This is a genomic window from Sulfitobacter sp. D7 (genome assembly GCF_003611275.1).
GTDB lineage: Bacteria > Pseudomonadota > Alphaproteobacteria > Rhodobacterales > Rhodobacteraceae > Sulfitobacter > Sulfitobacter profundi.
Window position 1 is genome coordinate 191030 of record NZ_CP020694.1, and the last position, 18988, is coordinate 210017.

The window sequence follows — 18988 nt, forward strand, 5'->3', positions numbered from 1 at the left end:
AGCTACTCTTGCGTGATATCGATAAAGGTATCTGCGGCCTCGGCCCCACGTTGCCCGCGCGGTTTGGCCGGGCCGATGGTGCTGTCCGGGCGCGTCCGGCGTTCGACCTGCGCGTTCAGGGCCGCGCCGAATAGGATCAGAAAACTGCTGATCCAAAGCCAGACCAACATCGCAATCACAGCCCCGATCGAGCCATAGACCTGATTGTAGTTGCCGAAATTGGCGACGTAATAGGAAAACCCGATCGAAAGCACCGCCCAAGACATCACCGCCAAAATCGCCCCGCTGCTAAGCCAAGGCAATCGCGCCGCGCGCCGGTTCGGCCCGAAACGGTAAAGCACACCCACACCGGCAAACAAAACCGCCGTCGCAACGGTCCAGCGCAGCAGGTCGGCCACGGCGTTGCCAAAGGGGCCAAGCGGGATGAACGCCAGAATGATGGGTGCGACCACCACCGCCAGCAGCGCCACGATCCCGACCCCCACAAGGCTCACCGTCAACATCAAGGCATGCAGGTAATGTTTCGCAGCATTGCGGTTGCGCTCGTTATAGACAGCGTTCAGACCGATCACCATCGCACCCACACCGGCCCGCGCAGACCACAGCGCCACCAGCAGCGATACAATACCGGCCCAACCCAAGGTATCGGCCCGCGCGGTAACCAGCCCGGTCACCTGCGTATTGATAATGTCATAGACATCATCCGGCAGCAGCCCGCGCACATCCTCCAACTGGGCAATGACCACAACAGGGTCCGAGATCAGCCCCAAAAGCGCAATCAGCGCCGCCAGCGCGGGAAACAACGACAGCATCGCGAAAAACGCCACCCCGGCCGAGATCAGCGCAAGGTTATCGTCGGCCGCTTGCTTTAGGCTCGCCTTGAAAGCATCCCAATAGATCGCCGGTCGGGTCGGAGGTCTGCGCAGCACCAATGCCAATCCTTTCAATTCGGCCCCGGCCAAAACCGGGACCGCTTCGCGTTAGCTGTCCTCCACATCGTCGCGGACCTGCCCCCAAGCAACAAGGGTGAAGATCAACGTGCCGCCGATGATGTTGCCGACAAGCACCGGCAGGAAGAAGCCAAAGATCGCCTGACCAAGCCCCAGCCCGCCATGCAGAATGAGCGCTGCCATCTCGACTGACCCGGCGACGATATGGGTGAAATCCCCCGCAGCAATAAGCCAGGTAAAGGTCAGGATCAGGAAAAACGCCGCCTCATCCGCTTCGGGCAGCATCCAGACGATCAATGCCACGATGACCCCCGCCGGAATGGCCCGCCAAAACCCCTCCGCCGCCGGCATGCCCGTCGCGTGTTCCGAAAGGCTGATGATGGCGGGCAAAACCTCCGCCGGGATGGCGGGCGTATAGATAAACAGCGCGGCCGCCGCGAAGGCCCCGATCACATTGGCCCCCAGCACAACGGCCCAAAGCCGCATGAGCCTGCACAGAATATTCAGGCTACGTTCCTGCATCAGGGGCAAGACCGTGGTGATGGTGTTTTCGGTAAACAACTGCATCCGGCCCATGATGACCGCGATGAACCCCAATGAATAGCCGAGGTTCTCCAACAGAAAACGCCAGCCCGCATCCGGCAAATAGGTTCGAAAAATCGCCTCCCCCAAGACCGAAAGACTGATCAGCATCCCCGCGGATATCCCCGACCAGATCAACGACCGGTTGGTGCGGTTCAACTCATCGCGCCCCTCGCGCCGGATCACCTCATAGATCAGCTTGGGCGACAGCGCCGCCGCCTCACTGACAGAGCGTTCTTCCGCCTCTTCATGCACGGCAGAGGTAGGGGGCTTTTTCTGGATCAGTGGGGCCATTCGCGTTCTTCCTGAAATTCATGGACATGATGAACATAGCCCGCCGAAGCCCCCTGCACAGTAAAAAGCCCCAGGCTGCTTAATCCGCGCGCCCCAAACAACAACGCCCCGCCAATCTCGCCCCCACCGGGGGGAGCGTCCCCCCCCTTCAACTTCATCCTTTCTTAAATACCGATCCCGCACCCTCAATCAGACGGATCAGCCGCGTTCTCCCCCACCGGCACTCAACGCCAACCCCTCGACAATAGCCGTCAGCGCCGCCCCCCGATGCCCTTCCGCGTGCGGAAAGCGTGTGCGCATTTCGGCCTCGACCACCTCCATCAGGCTCGACCCGCCGACAAAGATCAGCCGGTCCACGGCGCCGGGCGCGATGCCTGCGTTCCGCGCTGTCGTCTCCGCTGCATCCCCCATCTGTGCGGCCAGTTTCGAAAGCCGCTTGCGCATCCAGTCACGGGGCAGGGGCAAAGTCGCGCGGGGTTTGAGCATCGACACGTCGATCACCGGCTCTGCATCCCCCTGGGCCCCTGCGCCATTGGCGCGGATTTTGCCCGCTTCGACGGCAAAAGCAAGATCATGACCAAGCTCTTCATCAAGCACTTTTACCAATCGTGCCAGACGCTTGGGGTGTTCGGCAAACTTATGCAATTCCGCCGCCGCCTTGCGGGTGTCAGCGCCGTAGAGAAACGGAATTTTCGCCCAAGTGGCCAGATCGTTGAAGATCGCATTGGGCGCGATGTGGGTGTCGCCTCCGAAAGCATGGCGAATTTCGCTGCCCATCCCAAGCTGCGGCATCACCCGCCCGATGGACAAGGACCGGTCAAAATCGGTCCCGCCAAGGCGGATGCCGTGGCTTTCCAAAATGTCGATCTCATCATTCCCGCGCTGGCGGAAAAGCGTGAAATCAGAGGTGCCGCCGCCGATATCGATCACCAGCCCCAGATCCCCCGGTCGCAGCGCGGCGCGGTTGGCAAGCGCGGCGGCTTCGGGTTCGTTCATGAAATCCACATGGTCGAAACCGGCCCGACCATAGGCCTCGCGCAGGTCTGTCAGCGCTTGCGCATCGCGCGCGTCATCGGCTGAATGAAAGCGCACCGGACGGCCAGAGAGTGCTGTGTCGAACTGCATCCCCGTGGCGGCTTCGGCTTGCGTTTTCACCCGCGCCAGAAACCGCGCCACGATGTCGATAAAGTCCAGCCGTTCACCTAAAAGCACCCGCCGCTCGCGCATCAGCCGGGTGCCAAGCAGGCTTTTCAGCCCGCGCATATAACGGCCCTCGGCCCCGGCCAGCAGCGCGTCAGAGGCGGCGGCGCCGATCCGCATTTCACGCGCTTCGAAATCAAAAAATACCGCCGTCGGCAGGGTCTGCGCCTCGGCCTCTAGTGCGATCAGTTGCGGGGTGCCGTTGACGGCGATGCCCGCCGCGGTGTTGGACGTTCCAAAATCAATCCCCAGCCTGGCCATGACGTTCTCCTAATGCCTTCTCACGGGCGGTCCGATGCGCAGCGCGCCCGTGCAAAGCACCCGCGATACCCTTCTCGCGCGGGCTTGGCAACGAAGGCTGGCGCGTCGCGCGGCTTTTGGCTAGCCTCGCAAAAAAATACGCCAATATGGGAGAACTTCATGAACCGTTTGAACCGTTTGATGACCGGTGTGGCCAGTGCTGCATTGGTTGTCGCCGCCACCAGCGCCTTCGCCAAGGACGACATCACCGTCGCCATGCAGCTTGAGCCGCCGCACCTTGATCCGACCTCTGCCGCGGCCGGGGCGATAGACTCGGTGCTTTATACAAATGTCTTCGAAGGGCTGACCCGTTTCATGGGCGATGGCTCTGTCGTGCCGGGCTTGGCTGAGTCCTGGGAGATTTCCGAAGACGGGCTGACCTATACGTTCAAGCTGCGCGAGGGGGTCACCTTTCACGATGGCAGCGCGATGGACGCCGAGGACGTGAAATTCACCCTCGACCGGATCAACGCCGAAGACAGCGCCAATGCCCAAAAGGCGCTCTATGCCGCGATTTCCGAAGTGAACGTCATTGATCCGCAGACCGTTGAAGTCAAACTGAGCGAACCGAATGGCAACATGCTGTTCAACCTCGCCTGGGGCGACGCGGTGATCGTGGCACCAGAAACGGTCGAGACGATCAAGCAGACCCCGATTGGCACTGGTGCGTTCAAGTTTGAGAACTGGAATCAGGGCGACAAGATCACTCTGACCCGGAATGACGACTACTGGGGCGAGGCCCCCGCGCTGGCCAGCGCGACCTTCAAGTTCATCTCGGACCCGACAGCGGCTTTCGCTTCGGTCATGGCCGAGGATGTCGATGTTTTCACCGGCTTCCCCGCGCCGGAAAATATCCCCCAGTTCGAAGCGGACCCGCGTTTCCAAGTGCTGATCGGCTCGACCGAGGGGGAAACGATCCTATCGATCAATAACAAGCGCGAACCTTTCGATAACGCTAAAGTCCGCGAGGCCGTGGCCCATGCCATCGACCGTCAGGCAATCATCGATGGGGCAATGTTTGGTTATGGCACGCCCATCGGCACCCATTTCGCGCCGCATAACCCGGACTACGTCGATCTGACTGAGATGAGCAGCTACGACCCTGAAAAATCCAAGGCGCTGCTGGCCGAGGCTGGTTTCCCCGATGGGTTCGAGACGACGTTGCACCTGCCGCCCCCATCCTACGCCCGCCGCGGCGGAGAGATCATCGCAGCCCAGCTGGCCGAAGTTGGCATTAAGGCGCAGATCACCAATGTCGAATGGGCACAGTGGTTGGAAACGGTGTTCAAAGGCAAGGATTTCGGTCTGTCGATCGTCAGCCATACAGAGCCGATGGACATCAACATCTATGCCAACCCGGACTATTACTTCCAATATGACAATGCTGAGTTCCAGTCGCTGATAACCGAGTTCAACAAGACGGCAGAACCCGCAGCGCGGACCGAGATGCTGGCCAAGGCGCAGCGCATGATCGCCGAAGACTATGTGAACGGCTATCTGTTCCAGCTCGCTTTCCCGACGATTGCCAAGGCGGGTGTCGAGGGGCTTTGGGTAAACGCGCCCACGCAGGCCACCGACCTGACCGGTGTAAGCTGGGCGGAGTGATCCATAGGATCGCGTTTAAGCATTAAAGAAGGGCGCGCCGTGAGGCGCGCCCTTCTTAATTAGATGCGAAGACCTATTAGTCTTTGCCACGCAGGTTTGCTGCGGCTTCGCTTACCAGCGCGTCGGGGTTCTGGTTACAGACGACCATGAAGTCTTCCATTTCCTGCTCCATTTCCGTGTCGGCCATCTCGTCAGCTTCTTCGGAATCTTCGACGGCTTTTGTATCGTCGATCAGGGAATCTTCGGTTTCTTCAGCGTCTGTCGCTTCAGCAGCAGAGATGTCGCTCGGCTCGGAACCGTCGTTTTTGGTTTCGGTGATCATGGAGCCACCGTGGTCGCCATCTTCCAGCTCGGCAATTGCCATGGAAGCGACTTTCATTTTGTCTTCATCGCTCAATTCTTGGTACTGGGCGCAGGTCATGGTGGCCATGTCCATGTGAGCAGCGGCGAAGGCGGGTGCGGAAACGGTGCCCAGAAGGCCGGCGATCGCAAGTGTTTTCAAAGTCGTTTTCATTTTTATTCTCCAGTTTTGTCTGTTCTCCCGAAGACAACACCGCATAACGGATATGGTTCCAGCGCATAGCGATTAGGAACGGGAAAACGGCAGTTTCAGTGCATAACATGCTCACAATGCTAAATTCTTTCGATGTGCACCCCGGCCCCGCGCTGCCTGGGCCTTAAAAATTCAGCATTTCTCTCTTTCTCCTCTGGGAAACTGCACGCGGGCTCTGGACCCTCCCGAGCGTGCCGCCTAACCTCCGCGCTATGTTGCGCTATGCGTTGAAAAGATTTCTCTCCCTGCTCATCAGTCTCGCGGTCGCGTCGCTGGTGATCTTTATGGTGATCGAGGTCGCCCCCGGCGATCCGGCCTCCTTTATGCTGGGCCTGAATGCACAGCCAGAAACACTGGCCGCGCTGCGCAGTGAACTGGGGCTCGATCAGTCCCGACCGGAGCGTTACCTTGAGTGGGTCGGTGGCATGCTGCGCGGCGATTTCGGCACGTCCTACACCTATCGCACCCCGGTGACCGAGATGATCGGTGACCGGCTTTGGGTCTCTGTGCCCTTGGCGCTTTATGCGCTTTTCCTCTCTGTCATCGTGGCCTTTCCGGCGGGCATCTACGCCGCCTCCCGCCGGGGGCGGGCGGGCGACGTTGGCGTCATGGGGGCAACGCAATTGGGCGTGGCGGTGCCGAACTTTTGGTTCGCCATGATCCTCGTGCTGATCTTTTCGATCAACCTGCGCTGGTTTTCGGCAGGCGGTTTCGTCGGCTGGGACAAGGGGCTTTTCGCCGGGCTGCATGCGCTGACCCTGCCTGCCATCGCGCTGGCCTTGCCGCAGGCGGCGATCCTCGCGCGGGTCATGCGCTCGGCCCTTCTGGATGTTCTGGGCGAAGATTTCATGCGGACCGCGCGGGCCAAGGGGCTGACCGCGCGACAGGCGCTTTGGCGGCACGGGCTGCGCAATGCGCTGATCCCGGTGCTCACGATCATCGGCCTGCAGTTCTCTTTCCTGTTGGCCGGGTCGATCATCATTGAGCAGGTGTTTTACCTGCCGGGCCTTGGGCGGCTGGTGTTTCAGTCGATCTCGGCGCGGGATTTGATCGTGGTCGAGTCGGTGGTGATGCTCTTGGTCTTTTCGGTGATCTTGGTGAATTTCCTTGTCGATCTGGCCTATGCCGCCGTCGATCCCCGGCTGAGGGCCCGCACATGAACCGCAATTTGATCCTTGGTGCTGCGCTGACTTCGGTCTTTCTATTGGCTGCGCTGATTTCCTTTGTCTGGACGCCCTATGACTATGCCGGGCTCGACATCGCCAACAAACTGCACAGCCCCTCAATGGCGCATCCCATGGGCACCGATCATTTCGGGCGCGATATTCTGAGCATGATCATGGTCGGCGCGCGCACCTCTATCGCTGTGGCGTTGGTGGCGGTGGGCATCGGCATGGGTGCAGGCGTACCGCTGGGCCTTTGGGCGGCTGCGCGGCGCGGGAGCCTTGTCGATGAGGTCATCATGCGCGGCAATGATCTGGTCTTTGCCTTTCCGGCCATCGTCATCGCCATCTTGATCACAGCGGTCTTTGGTGCCGGGGCGATCAACGCAATCATCGCCATCGGCATCTTCAACATCCCGGTTTTCGCCCGCATCACCCGTGGCGCGGCGCTGTCGCTTTGGCAGCGGGAGTTCATCCTTGCCGCGCGGGTCGCCGGTAAATCCGCCGCGCGTATCTCGGCGGAGCATATCCTGCCCAATGTCGCCAATCTGCTGATCGTGCAGGGGACCATCCAATTCTCTCTGGGTATCCTTGCCGAAGCGGGGCTGAGCTATGTTGGCCTTGGCGCACAGCCTCCGGTGCCGTCTTGGGGGCGGATGCTGGCCGATGCTCAAACCATGGTCAGCATCGCGCCGCATATGGCCTTGATGCCCGGCTTTGCGATCATCCTAACGGTGTTGGGGCTCAATCTGATGGGCGATGGGCTGCGAGACATGCTGGATCCGCGCCTGAGGCTGGCACGCACATGACGCTTTTGACTGTCTCCAATCTCTCGCTGTCGATCCACGGGCTGCGCATCCTCGACGGGGTGACCTTTTCTGTCGCACCGGGAGAGATCGTGGCCGTGACCGGGGAAAGCGGCTCGGGCAAGTCGATGACCGCGCTGGCCGCCATGCAACTGCTGCCCAAGGGGGGCACGACCACCGGCCATATCATGCTGGGCGATGATGATCTGAGCCAGATGAGCGAAGCGGCCCTGTGCGGCGTGCGGGGCAATGACATCGGCATGGTGTTTCAAGAGCCGATGACCGCGCTGAATCCGGTGCAGACCATTGGCCGCCAAGTGGCCGAAACCATCCGCGTGCATGAACCGCGCGTGTCGCGCGCCGAGGCTGAGACCCGCGCCGCCGATACTTTGACCCGCGTCGGCCTGCCGCAAGATCGTTTCCCCCTGTCGCGCTATCCGCATGAGCTGAGCGGCGGGCAACGTCAGCGCGTGGTGATCGCCATCGCCATCGCCCTGCGCCCCCGTCTGCTGATCGCCGATGAGCCGACCACGGCGTTGGATGTCACCACGCAGGCACAAATCCTTACCCTGCTGACCCGTCTGGCGCGCGAAGACGGTATGGGGCTGTTGATGATCACCCATGACCTTGCCGTCGTGGCCGATATGGCCGACCGCATCATCGTCATGCGCAAGGGTCAGATCGTCGAGCAGGGGGAAACCCAAACCCTGCTGCATGACATGCGCCACCCCTATACCAAGATGCTTTTCGACGCCTCCCGCCATGAGGTGAACCTGCCCAAGCCGCCCGCGCCCCAGCCGCTGTTGGAGGTCAAGGGCGTCTGCCGTGACTATCATCTGCCGCGCAAAACGCTGTTTGGTGCGCCCGGCAGGTTCCGCGCGGTGGACAACCTCAGCTTTACCCTGAACCGGGGGGAGCGTTTGGGCTTGGTGGGGGAATCCGGTTGCGGCAAATCGACCCTGACGCGGGCGATTTTGGGTCTGGAACAGGTGCAAGAGGGCAGCATCACCGTCGATGGTCAGCCCGTCTTTACCGGGACAAAGCCGAACCTTGCGGTGCGCCGCAAGATGCAGGTGGTGTTCCAAGACCCTTTCGGCAGCTTCAATCCGCGCCACCGGGTTGATCGGTTGGTGGCCGAGCCTTTTCACCTGCTCGACAGCGCGCCGCAGGGGGCGGAGCGGACACGCGCGATTGACGAAGCGCTGACCGCCGTGGGGCTGCGCCCCGCAGATGCGCGCAAATACATTCACGAATTCTCTGGCGGGCAGCGCCAGCGGATTGCCATTGCCCGCGCGCTGATCATCCGGCCAGAGCTGATCCTTTTCGACGAGGCGGTCAGCGCGCTGGATGTCTCAGTCCGCGCGCAGATCCTTGATCTGCTGGCCGAGCTTTGCAGCCATTATGACCTGACCTATCTCTTTATTTCGCACGACCTGTCGGTGGTGCGCACGGTGACGGACCGGGTGCTGGTGATGCAGTCCGGCAAGATCGTAGAGGCCGGAGAGACAGCGCAGGTCTTTGACGCGCCGCAGCATGAATATACCAAATCACTCATCGCCGCCGCGCCGGTTCTGCCGGATTTGCCCCAGCCTGTAGGGTAGGCTTTTGGGGTCGGGTTACGCCATGAAAGGGAGTTGCATTGATCGCGATGGAAATCCGACCTAACCTGAATTCGGGGATTCCCGCCACAAGGGCATGTCTGCTTGGGCCTGAACGGCGCGTTAGAAATTTCCCTGCCCAGTCAATTGCCTAAAGGCTGCGGCGCTCTACTTGTGCATGCAATGGTGTCCGCCTAAAGGGTGGTCCGCCAAATATAACAATGGGAGACATCTTATGAAAATGTTCAAAATGCTCGCGATGACCGGTGCCATGGTGGCCGGCACTGCGGCCATGGCGCAGGAAAAGTTCATCACCATCGGCACCGGTGGCCAGACAGGCGTTTACTTCGTCGTCGGTCAGTCGATCTGCCGTCTGGTGAACCGAGGCACAGCGGATCACAACCTGAAATGCACCGCGCCGTCGACCGGCGGGTCCATCGCCAACATCAACGCGATCAAAGCGGGCGACATGGATATGGGCGTTGCCCAGTCCGACTGGCAGTTCCACGCCTACAACGGCTCCTCGCAGTTCGAAGGCGACAAGTTCGACAACCTGCGCGCGGTCTTCTCCGTGCACGGTGAGCCGTTCAACGTCATCGCCCGTGCCGACAGCGGCATCGAGTCCTTTGACGACCTCAAAGGCAAGCGCGTCAACATCGGCAACCCCGGTTCCGGTCAGCGCGCCACCATGGAAGTCGTAATGGACGCCAAGGGCTGGACGCTGGACGATTTCGCACTGGCCTCCGAGCTGAAGCCCGCTGAGCAGGCCGCCGCTCTGGGCGACAACAAAGTGGATGCGATCATCTACACCGTTGGCCACCCGAATGGCTCCATCCAAGAAGCCGTGTCGACCATCGACGCCAAGCTGATCCCCGTGGATGGTGATGCGATCCAAGGTCTGATCGACGACAACCCCTATTATGCCGAGGCCACCGTGCCGGGCGGCATGTACAAGGGCACCGACAGCGACATCAAAACCTTCGGCGTGAAAGCGACCTTTGTGACATCCGCTGATGTGGATGACGATGTGGTCTATCAGGTCGTGAAAGCTGTCTTTGACAACTTCGACCGTTTCAAGCGTCTGCACCCGGCGTTCGAGAACCTGACCCAAGAAGAGATGATCTCGGGCGGTCTGTCTGCGCCGCTGCACCCCGGTGCAGAGAAGTATTACAAAGAGCAAGGTTGGATCGAGTAATCTTCGCGTGACATGATAGCTCTGGCGGCGGTACGCTGCCGTCAGAGACCCGAAAAAAACAATATGCGCATCCACCCCAAGGTGGAGCCGACAGGGGGACGATATGTCTGAGAAGGACCAGCAAAAGGCGGCGGCTGTCGAAACCGCCGCAACCGGTGACCGAGGCGGACTGAGCCAGGCGGAACTGGACGAACTTGTCGCTTCTTCTGATACGGGCGGCCGTGCTGTCAGCGGGCTGATGGGCACTTTGCTGCTGTTGGTGGCACTGGCTTGGTCGCTGTTTCAACTCTACATCGCGTCACCCATTGGTCTGTTCAATGATACGCTGGCCCGCTCCATTCACTTGGGCTTTGCCGTATTCCTTGGCATCATGGTGTTCCCGGCCACGCGCACGAGTTTTCAGGTGGCACTTGGTGTCATCGTTCCGGCCGTTCTTGCCGCGCTCTTTATGGTCAGCACCAAAGATTCGACCGCGATTTGGTGGATCCCGATCCCCGCACTTTTCGTGATTGCGACAGTGCTGCTCGGCTCGCCCAAGAACCGCGTTCCAATCTGGGAATGGGCCTTGGCCATCGTCGGCACCTTTTGTGCGCTATACCTCTTTATCTTCTACCGCGAGATCGCCAACCGCGTCGGTGCACCAATCCTGCCAGACTATATTGCAGGTGTTACCGGATTGTTAATTCTGCTCGAAGCCACCCGCCGCGCCCTTGGGCCTGCGTTGATGATCGTGGCGAGCATTTTTCTTTTCTACACCGTGCTTGGCCCTTCTATGCCCAGCATCATCGCCCATAAGGGCAACAGCCTGTCGGAGATCGTGAACCACCAGTGGATCACGACCGAGGGCGTCTTTGGCATTGCGCTTGGGGTCTCTACCTCCTTTGTGTTCCTCTTCGTGCTGTTTGGCTCACTTTTGGACCGTGCGGGCGCGGGCAACTATTTCATTCAGGTCGCGTTTAGCCTCATGGGGCACATGCGCGGCGGACCAGCGAAAGCGGCTGTTGTGGCATCCGCCATGACCGGCCTGATTTCCGGTTCCTCCATCGCGAACGTTGTGACCACCGGCACATTCACCATTCCGCTGATGAAGAAAGTGGGCTTCAACTCCGAGAAAGCCGGCGCGGTCGAGGTGGCCTCTTCGGTCAACGGTCAGATCATGCCGCCTGTGATGGGCGCTGCGGCGTTCCTGATGGTCGAGTATGTCGGCATCCCCTATTTCGACGTGGTCAAACACGCCTTCTTGCCTGCGGTTATCTCTTACATCGCGCTGGTCTACATCGTGCACCTTGAAGCGATGAAAGCCGGGATGCAGGGTCTGCCCCGCGCCTATACGCCCAAGCCGCTGGTGCAGCAGTTGATCGGCATCGCCTTTGCGATCATCGCCATCTGCGCCCTGTCTTTCGCGGTTTACTACCTAATGGGCTGGATCCGCCCGGCCTTCCCTGAGACGGCGGGCTACATCATCTTTGTCTTCCTCACGGCGGTCTATGTTGGTCTGCTCTATGTCGCCAGCAAAGAAGAGCCGCTGAAGCTGGACGATCCCAATGCTGAGGTGACATCGCTGCCGATGCCCGGACCGACCGCGCGGTCGGGGCTGCATTTCATCCTGCCCGTGGTCGTGCTGGTCTGGGCGCTGATGGTCGACCGTCTGTCGCCCGGCCTTTCGGCCTTTTGGGCGGCGGCTTACATGATCTTTATCCTGCTGACACAGCGCCCGTTGATGGCGATGTTCCGCGGCGAAAGCCAGTTTGTGAACGACGTGAAGGCGGGTGTGCTTGACCTGATCGACGGGTTGGTCACCGGCGCACGCAACATGATCGGTATCGGCATCGCCACGGCAACGGCTGGTATCATCGTCGGCGCGGTGAGCCAGACCGGCGTCGGCTCGGCGCTGGCGGATGTGGTTGAGGTGCTCTCGGGCGGCAATATCCTTGCGATCCTCTTCCTGACCGCGGTCCTGTCGCTGATCCTTGGCATGGGCTTGCCCACCACTGCGAACTACATCGTGGTTTCGGCGCTGTTGGCGCCAGTGATCGTGACATTGGGTCAGCAGAACGGGCTGATCGTGCCACTGATCGCTGTGCACCTCTTTGTCTTCTATTTCGGCATCATGGCCGACGTGACCCCGCCGGTGGGTCTGGCAAGCTTTGCCGCCGCCGCCGTTTCGGGCGGTGATCCGATCCGCACGGGTCTCGTGGCCTTCTTCTACTCCCTGCGCACTGCGGCGCTGCCGTTCCTGTTTATCTTCAACACGGAACTGCTGTTGATCGGGGTCACATGGGGGCAGGGGCTGTTCATCTTTGTCGTGGCAACTGTGGCGATGTTGCTTTTTGCCGCCGCGACCCAAGGCTGGTTTTTGGCGCGTAACCGTTTCTATGAAACCATCGCGTTGCTGCTGATTGCCTTTACCCTGTTCCGCCCGGGGTTCTGGATGGACATGGTCTATCCGCCCTATAGCGAAGAAGCGCCGACCGAGATCGTGCAGGCGGCTGAGGAAACGCCCGCCGGTGAGCGGCTGCGCCTGCGCGTTGCGGGAGTGAACGATCTGGGCGATCCGCTGGAATTCGTCGCGCTGCTGCCGATTGGCGCGGGCGAGACGGGGGCCGAGAAGCTGGAAGCCGCAGGTCTCATGTTCCGCGAGGATGGCGACAAGATGATCATCGACGATGTCCTCTACGATAGCCCTGCGCAGGGCGCGGGCCTTGATTGGGACCAAGAGGTGCTGCGCGTGCTGAAACCGATGCCGCAACCCAGCAAATATTGGATGTTCATCCCCGCGCTGTTGCTGCTGGCACTGGTCGTCTTCCTGCAACGGGGCCGTGCCGCGCGTGACACCCGCAAGCCCGCGACAGCCTGAGGAGGGCGCACCATGTTTGACAATATCTTGCTGACTGTTGACCTGAGTGACCCAAAATCATGGGAGAAAGCGCTGCCGCAGGCGGTGGATATGATCCGCCTGTCCAAGGGCACCCTGCATATCCTGTCGGTCGTGCCTGACATGGGCACGCCGCTGGTCGAAGGGTTCTTTCCCGCAGATTACGAAAAACAGGCCACGGGCCGCGCGGCCAAGGCGCTTGAAAAGCTTGTCGAGCGGGAAGTGCCTGATGACGTAAAGGTGAAGCAGCACCTCAAGTTCGGCAAAATCCACCGCGAGGCGCTGAAAACGATAAAGAAATCAAACGCCGATCTGGTGGTCATGGGATCAGAACACCCCGACAGCCTGCGTGAATTCCTCGTTGGCTCCAATGCCGACCGCATTGTGCGTCGTTCGCCTGTTTCCGTTTTGGTCGTGAGGGCGTAAGACACGTGCGTCGCGGAGATAAGCAGGGAAATGGTCCATTGCGCCGCGTTGTTCGGAGTATTCACGCATGACCCCTTTCGCGATTGCCGGCGTGCAGATGTACGTCAATGCCTTGCAGCCCAATGTCGATGGCATGATCCAGCGGCTCGACATTCTGATGGCACGCTTCCCTTGGACGCAGATGGTGCTGTTCTCTGAACTGGCGCCTTTCGGCCCGCTCGACCGGTTTGCCCTGCCGCCCGAGAACGAGACGATTGAACAGTTTCAGGCCGCCGCGCGGCGGCACCGCGTCTGGCTGATCCCCGGTTCGATGTTCCTAAAGCATCCCGAAGATGGCCGGGTCTATAACACTTCCGTCGTCATCAACCCCGAAGGCGAAGTGGTGCGCCGCTATGCCAAGATGTTCCCATTCCGGCCCTATGAGGCCGGGATCGCGGCGGGCAATGAATTCTGCATCTTCGATGTGCCGGATGTGGGCCGCTTTGGCCTGTCGATCTGCTATGACATGTGGTTCCCCGAGACGACGCGCCAGCTGACCTCTCAGGGTGTCGAAGTGCTGTTGCACCCGGTTTTGACTGGCACCACGGACCGCGACGCAGAGCTTGCCATCGCGCGGGCCACGGCGGCGCAGTTCCAGTGCTATATCTTTGACGTGAACGGCCTTGGCGCTGGCGGTGTGGGCAAGTCCTGTGTCGTTGATCCGACCTCGATGGTGCTGCACCAGTCGGCAGGCCAAGAAGACATGTTCCCGATTGAGATCGATCTCAACATGGTGCGCCGCCAGCGTGAGACGGGGATGAAGGGCTTGGGCCAGTTGCTCAAATCCTTCCGTGATCGCCCGACCGATTTCCCGGTCTATGACCGCGACAGCGGCGCGGATGCTTTCCTGCACACCCTCGGCCCGCTCGAAGTTCCGCAGCAGGGCAGCCGCGCGGGGCTGCATGTCGATGTGCCCGCCCAGCAGGTGCCTGCCGAGATCCCCGCCTATAAGGGCAAGAACGGTTTCCCGCCGGAACCGCTTGCCAGCGCCACCGCCGGCACCGCGCCGGAAGTGGCACAGACACCGGCGCCCGCGGCACCTGCTGCGGCCATGCCAGACCCACAAACAACGCCCGAAACACCCGGGCAGAACGACAATACCAGCGGCTAGGCCGAGGTTAGGTTCGCACACTGCGGTACCTAGGCATCGGTCGGCCCTCCAGCAGAGGACGACTGATGCATTCTATGAACGACTATTCCTCGGCCATTCAACTGCGGTCGGATCGGTGGAGCGCCCTGCGCGCCGCCGCCGCCGCCATGTCGCGTGACCCTAAGGGCAAAGGCGCGGCGCAGGGCCGCAAGGAAATCGAGGCGCTGTTCGACTCGCTGGCCCTGATCGAGCCCTATTGGGCCTTTCCGGGCATGTCCGCCTTTGACCACATGCGCCGTCAATTTGCCCATGGCAATTTCGAGGATCTGGCCTTTGCCGTGAACCGGGTGACCCGTGCGCTGACCACCGGCGCTTACCGGCGGCGCACGATCCCGCTGGAACGCGACAGTCTGGATCAAGACGAACATGACGACGAGGCGATGCTCCCACCCGAGGCGCGCGCTCTGGCCAAGCCCTATTTCGAAGTGCTTATCGTTGACAATGTGAACGAACAGCAAGAGCGCTGGCTGCGCAGCAATGTCACCCGCATGCGCCGCAGCGAAGACCCGTTTATCTACGAAGCCGTCGTGGTGCCGAGCCTCGAAGACGCGCTGATTGCGGTGATGTTCAACCACAACATCCAAGCCATCGTCGTCCGCCCCGGCCTGACATTGAAATCAAAGGTCGATCAGCAGATCCTGACCCGCTACCTCGCCCGCGCGGGGGGGCAGGATGAGATCGACGCGCTTGAACCTGAAAGCTATGGCCCCGAACTTTGCCGGATGATCGCCAAGGTCCGGCCCGAGTTGGACGCCTATCTGGTCACCGAACGTTCGGTCGAGGATATCGCCGGGCTGGATCTGGGGATTTGTCGGCGGGTTTTCTACAACCAAGAAGACTTCATGGAGTTGCACCTCAATATCCTGCGCGGGGTGCAGGCGCGCAACAAGTCGCCCTTCTTCACCGCGCTGGTGGAATATTCCAAGCAGCCCACAGGCGTTTTCCACGCCATGCCCATCAGCCGCGGCAAGTCGATCACCCGCAGCCATTGGATTCAGGACATGGGGGCGTTTTACGGGCCTAATATCTTCTTAGCGGAAACTTCCGCCACGTCCGGCGGTCTCGACAGTCTGTTGGAACCGCATGGCCCGATCAAAGAGGCACAGGAACTCGCCAGCCGGGCTTTCGGCTCTAAGCAGACGTTTTTCGCCACCAACGGCACCTCAACCTGCAACAAGATCGTCGTGCAGGCGCTGGTGCGGCCCGGTGACATCGTGCTGGTCGACCGCGACTGCCACAAGTCGCATCACTACGGCATGGTGCTGGCCGGCGCGCAGGTCAGCTATCTCGACAGCTATCCGCTGAATGAATACTCGATGTATGGCGCGGTGCCCCTGCGCGAAATCAAGCACCGGCTGCTGGAGCTGAAAGCGGCGGGCAAGCTTGATCGGGTGCGGATGCTTCTGCTGACCAACTGCACTTTCGACGGGCTGGTCTATAACGTCGAGCGGGTGATGGAGGAATGTCTGGCGATCAAGCCCGATCTGATCTTCCTCTGGGATGAGGCGTGGTTCGCTTTCGCCCGGTTTAGTCCCACATATCGCCAGCGCACGGCGATGAACGCGGCCAACACCCTGCGCGAGAAATTCAAGTCTGACGCCCATGCCGACGCCTATGAAGCGCAGCAAAAGACGCTGAAAGACGCGGATGATGAGACCCTGCTCAACACCCGGCTGATCCCGCCGCCGCAGGCGCGGGTGCGGGCCTATGCCACGCAATCGACCCATAAAACCCTGACCTCCCTGCGGCAGGGGTCGATGATCCATGTCAACGATCAGGACTTCAAAGGCGAGGTCGAACAAAGCTTCCACGAAGCCTATATGACGCACACGTCAACCTCGCCAAACTACCAGATCATCGCCTCGCTGGATGTGGGGCGGCGGCAGGTCGAACTTGAGGGCTTTGAGTTCGTGCAGCGGCAGGTCGAAGCGGCGATGTCGATGCGCCGCGCAATCAGTGAACACCCGTTGTTGCGCAAGTATTTCAAAGTGCTGACCGCGGGCGACATGATCCCCGAAACCCACCGCGAAAGCGGGGTGACCAGCTATTACGACACCGAACAGGGCTGGACCGACATGTGGGATTGCTGGGAACAGGACGAGTTTGTCCTCGACGCCACTCGCGTGACCCTCGCCGTGGGCGGCACCGGCTGGGATGGCGATACCTTCAAGACGCAGATCCTAATGGATAAATACGGCATCCAGATCAACAAGACCTCGCGCAATACCGTGTTGTTCATGACCAACATCGGCACCACGCGCTCTTCGGTCGCCTATCTGATCGAAGTGCTGGTCGAGATCGCCAAATCGCTCGACGATCTTTTGGACGATGCCAGCCGGATGGAACGGCTATCGTTCGATCGGCGTGTCACCAACCTGATGGAAAACTACCCCCCGCTGCCGGATTTCAGTTGCTTCCACGAAGCCTTCCGCGCCGCGGATACGCCAGAGGGGGACATTCGCACGCCCTTCTTCCTCGCCTATGATGAGAAAAACTGTGACTACCTCGACCTGAACGGCTCACTCCAAGAGGTGATGGACGCGGGCGATACCGTTGTCTCGGCCAGTTTCATCATCCCCTATCCGCCCGGCTTTCCGATCCTTGTCCCCGGACAGGTCGTCAGTCAGGAAATTCTCGACTTTATGCGTGCCTTGGACGTGAGCGAGATCCACGGATACCGGCCCGATCTGGGCCTGCGCGTCTTTACCGCGGAGGCGCTGAAACGCGTGCGCCGCAAAGACCTTTCTTCTTCACCCGTTTGACCAAAAGGACCCACGACATGGTAAAAATTCTCAAGAATATCTCCGAAATCCGCCGGTTCTTTCACCGAAACGAGGACCCGGTCTATTTCATCTCGGCCACCAACTTCAATCTGTTGGGCCTTGATGAATGGGTGAAGAATTTCAAATACATCTGCTATATCGACTGCTACGGCGGTAAGCACCCCAACGTCTTTTGCCCCTCGGAACAGCCCCATGCAGAGTTCCAGAGCATCGAGGACATCAACAACTACTTGCTGCAGCACAAAGAGGTCATCGACTTTATCAAGCGCCGCGGCGGCAAGCCCAAGTTCGTCTTTTTGATGTTCGACGAAGAGACCGAGCGTCTCAGCAAGGAGTTGGGCGCCGAGGTCTGGTTCCCGAAAGCCAAGCTGCGCCAGTCGATGGACAACAAGATCGAAACCGTGCGCATCGGCAACAAGGCGGGCGTGCCCTCGGTGCCGAACGTTCTGGCCGAGGTGAAATCTTACGACGACCTGAAAAAGACCTGCGAGGAGGCCGGGATCGGTCATGATCTGGTGTTGCAGTCGGCCTATGGCGACAGCGGGCACACGACCTTCTTCATCAAGTCCGAAGCCGACTTCCGCCGCCACGAGAGCGAGATCATCGGCGAGGGCGAGATCAAGATCATGAAGCGGATCGATTGCCGTGGCGCGGCGATCGAGGCCTGTGCGACCAAGGAGGGCACCATCGTCGGCCCGCTGATGACCGAACTTGTGGGTTTCAAAGAACTGACCCCCTATCGCGGCGGCTGGTGCGGGAATGAAATCCTCGCCACCGCCTTCCCGCCGAAGGTGCGGGAGAAGGCCCGCGATCTGACCTTCAAGTTCGGGGAGCAGCTGCGCAAGGAGGGTTATCGCGGCTATTTCGAGCTCGATTTCCTGATCGACAAAAAGACCGGCGATCTGTGGTTGGGTGAGTTGAACCCGCGCATCACAGGCGCGTCTTCGATGACCAACCACGCCGCCTTCGCCCATGCCGATGCGCCGCTCTTCCTGTTCCACCTGTTGGAGTTCAGCCGCAAGAAGTTCAACCTCGACGTGGATGAGTTGAACGCCCGCTGGGCCGATCCGGACAACATCGACGGTTGGAGCCAGATGGTCATCAAACACACCGATGACAGTGTCGACATCTGCACCGAAGCGCCCGAGACCGGCATCTACAAGATGAAGGAAGACGGCAGCGTGGTCTTTGACCGCTTCGACTATCACCGCCGCGCGGTGGAGAGCGAGAACGAAGCCTTCTTCCTGCGCATCCTGCAACCGGGTGATTACCGCTACGAAGGCGCGGATATCGGCATCCTTGTGACGCGGGGGCGGTCGATGACCAAGTCTTTCCAGTTGAATGAGCGCGCGAAAAAGTGGATCCATGGGATCAAACGCAGTGTGGACGGCAAACCCCTGCCCACCGCGTCTGCTGGTCCGGAGCTTTCTGATCCGGCGTTCAAGATCCTGTAGCAAGATGAAAGGCCG

At 60.3% G+C, this 18988-nt stretch carries 14 protein-coding genes; 10 read left to right on the plus strand and 4 right to left on the minus strand.

Annotated elements, in window-relative coordinates; genetic code table 11:
• Nucleotides 1-2: 2 nt before the first annotated feature.
• The 3 genes from B5M07_RS00880 to B5M07_RS00890 all read right to left on the minus strand — a co-directional run bounded on the left by B5M07_RS00880 (nucleotide 3) and on the right by B5M07_RS00890 (nucleotide 3287).
• Nucleotides 3-932 carry a YihY/virulence factor BrkB family protein gene (locus B5M07_RS00880; RefSeq protein WP_067936468.1) on the minus strand — a complete coding sequence of 310 codons (930 nt, stop codon included), beginning with the start codon at nucleotides 930-932 and terminating at the stop codon, nucleotides 3-5.
• A gap of 48 nt (nucleotides 933-980) precedes the next feature.
• Nucleotides 981-1826, minus strand: a complete 846-nt coding sequence (locus tag B5M07_RS00885) for a formate/nitrite transporter family protein (RefSeq protein ID WP_120349850.1) — start codon at nucleotides 1824-1826, stop codon at nucleotides 981-983.
• 198 nt (nucleotides 1827-2024) lie between these two features.
• Nucleotides 2025-3287, minus strand: coding sequence for an Hsp70 family protein (locus tag B5M07_RS00890; protein WP_120349851.1), 1263 nt, complete (start codon nucleotides 3285-3287; stop codon nucleotides 2025-2027).
• 159 nt (nucleotides 3288-3446) lie between these two features.
• On the opposite strand from B5M07_RS00890, the gene B5M07_RS00895 reads away from it, so the two are divergent.
• A complete protein-coding gene (locus tag B5M07_RS00895) occupies nucleotides 3447-4931 on the plus strand; it encodes an ABC transporter substrate-binding protein (RefSeq protein ID WP_120349852.1) in 1485 nt (494 codons plus the stop codon).
• Nucleotides 4932-5007: 76 nt separating this feature from the next.
• Here B5M07_RS00895 and B5M07_RS00900 read toward each other — a convergent pair whose 3' ends face one another.
• Nucleotides 5008-5445, minus strand: coding sequence for an HdeA/HdeB family chaperone (locus B5M07_RS00900; RefSeq protein WP_120349853.1), 438 nt, complete (start codon nucleotides 5443-5445; stop codon nucleotides 5008-5010).
• A gap of 251 nt (nucleotides 5446-5696) precedes the next feature.
• Here B5M07_RS00900 and B5M07_RS00905 point away from each other — a divergent pair, with 251 nt between their 5' ends.
• The 9 genes from B5M07_RS00905 (at nucleotide 5697) to B5M07_RS00945 (ending at nucleotide 18973) form a co-directional block, all read left to right on the plus strand.
• Entirely contained in the window at nucleotides 5697-6644 is a 948-nt protein-coding gene (locus tag B5M07_RS00905) for an ABC transporter permease (RefSeq protein ID WP_120349854.1), read from the plus strand.
• Nucleotides 6641-7456 carry an ABC transporter permease gene (locus B5M07_RS00910; RefSeq protein ID WP_120349855.1) on the plus strand — a complete coding sequence of 272 codons (816 nt, stop codon included), beginning with the start codon at nucleotides 6641-6643 and terminating at the stop codon, nucleotides 7454-7456. Before B5M07_RS00905 ends, B5M07_RS00910 begins: the two co-directional genes overlap by 4 nt.
• The gene (locus tag B5M07_RS00915; RefSeq protein ID WP_120349856.1) at nucleotides 7453-9054 is read left to right on the plus strand and encodes an ABC transporter ATP-binding protein; all 1602 of its coding nucleotides are present in this window, start codon (nucleotides 7453-7455) and stop codon (nucleotides 9052-9054) included. Before B5M07_RS00910 ends, B5M07_RS00915 begins: the two co-directional genes overlap by 4 nt.
• A gap of 232 nt (nucleotides 9055-9286) precedes the next feature.
• The gene (locus B5M07_RS00920) at nucleotides 9287-10246 is read left to right on the plus strand and encodes a TAXI family TRAP transporter solute-binding subunit (RefSeq protein WP_067940950.1); all 960 of its coding nucleotides are present in this window, start codon (nucleotides 9287-9289) and stop codon (nucleotides 10244-10246) included.
• 103 nt (nucleotides 10247-10349) lie between these two features.
• Nucleotides 10350-13103, plus strand: coding sequence for a TRAP transporter permease (locus B5M07_RS00925; RefSeq protein WP_067629489.1), 2754 nt, complete (start codon nucleotides 10350-10352; stop codon nucleotides 13101-13103).
• A 12-nt stretch (nucleotides 13104-13115) separates the two neighbouring features.
• A complete protein-coding gene (locus B5M07_RS00930; protein ID WP_067940946.1) occupies nucleotides 13116-13547 on the plus strand; it encodes a universal stress protein in 432 nt (143 codons plus the stop codon).
• A 67-nt stretch (nucleotides 13548-13614) separates the two neighbouring features.
• On the plus strand, nucleotides 13615-14697 hold the full coding sequence (locus tag B5M07_RS00935; RefSeq protein WP_067629486.1) for a carbon-nitrogen hydrolase family protein: 1083 nt from the start codon (nucleotides 13615-13617) through the stop codon (nucleotides 14695-14697).
• 65 nt (nucleotides 14698-14762) lie between these two features.
• Nucleotides 14763-17498, plus strand: a complete 2736-nt coding sequence (locus tag B5M07_RS00940; protein WP_120349857.1) for an aminotransferase class I/II-fold pyridoxal phosphate-dependent enzyme — start codon at nucleotides 14763-14765, stop codon at nucleotides 17496-17498.
• Nucleotides 17499-17515: 17 nt separating this feature from the next.
• Nucleotides 17516-18973, plus strand: a complete 1458-nt coding sequence (locus B5M07_RS00945) for a biotin carboxylase (protein ID WP_120349858.1) — start codon at nucleotides 17516-17518, stop codon at nucleotides 18971-18973.
• Nucleotides 18974-18988: the final 15 nt, after the last annotated feature.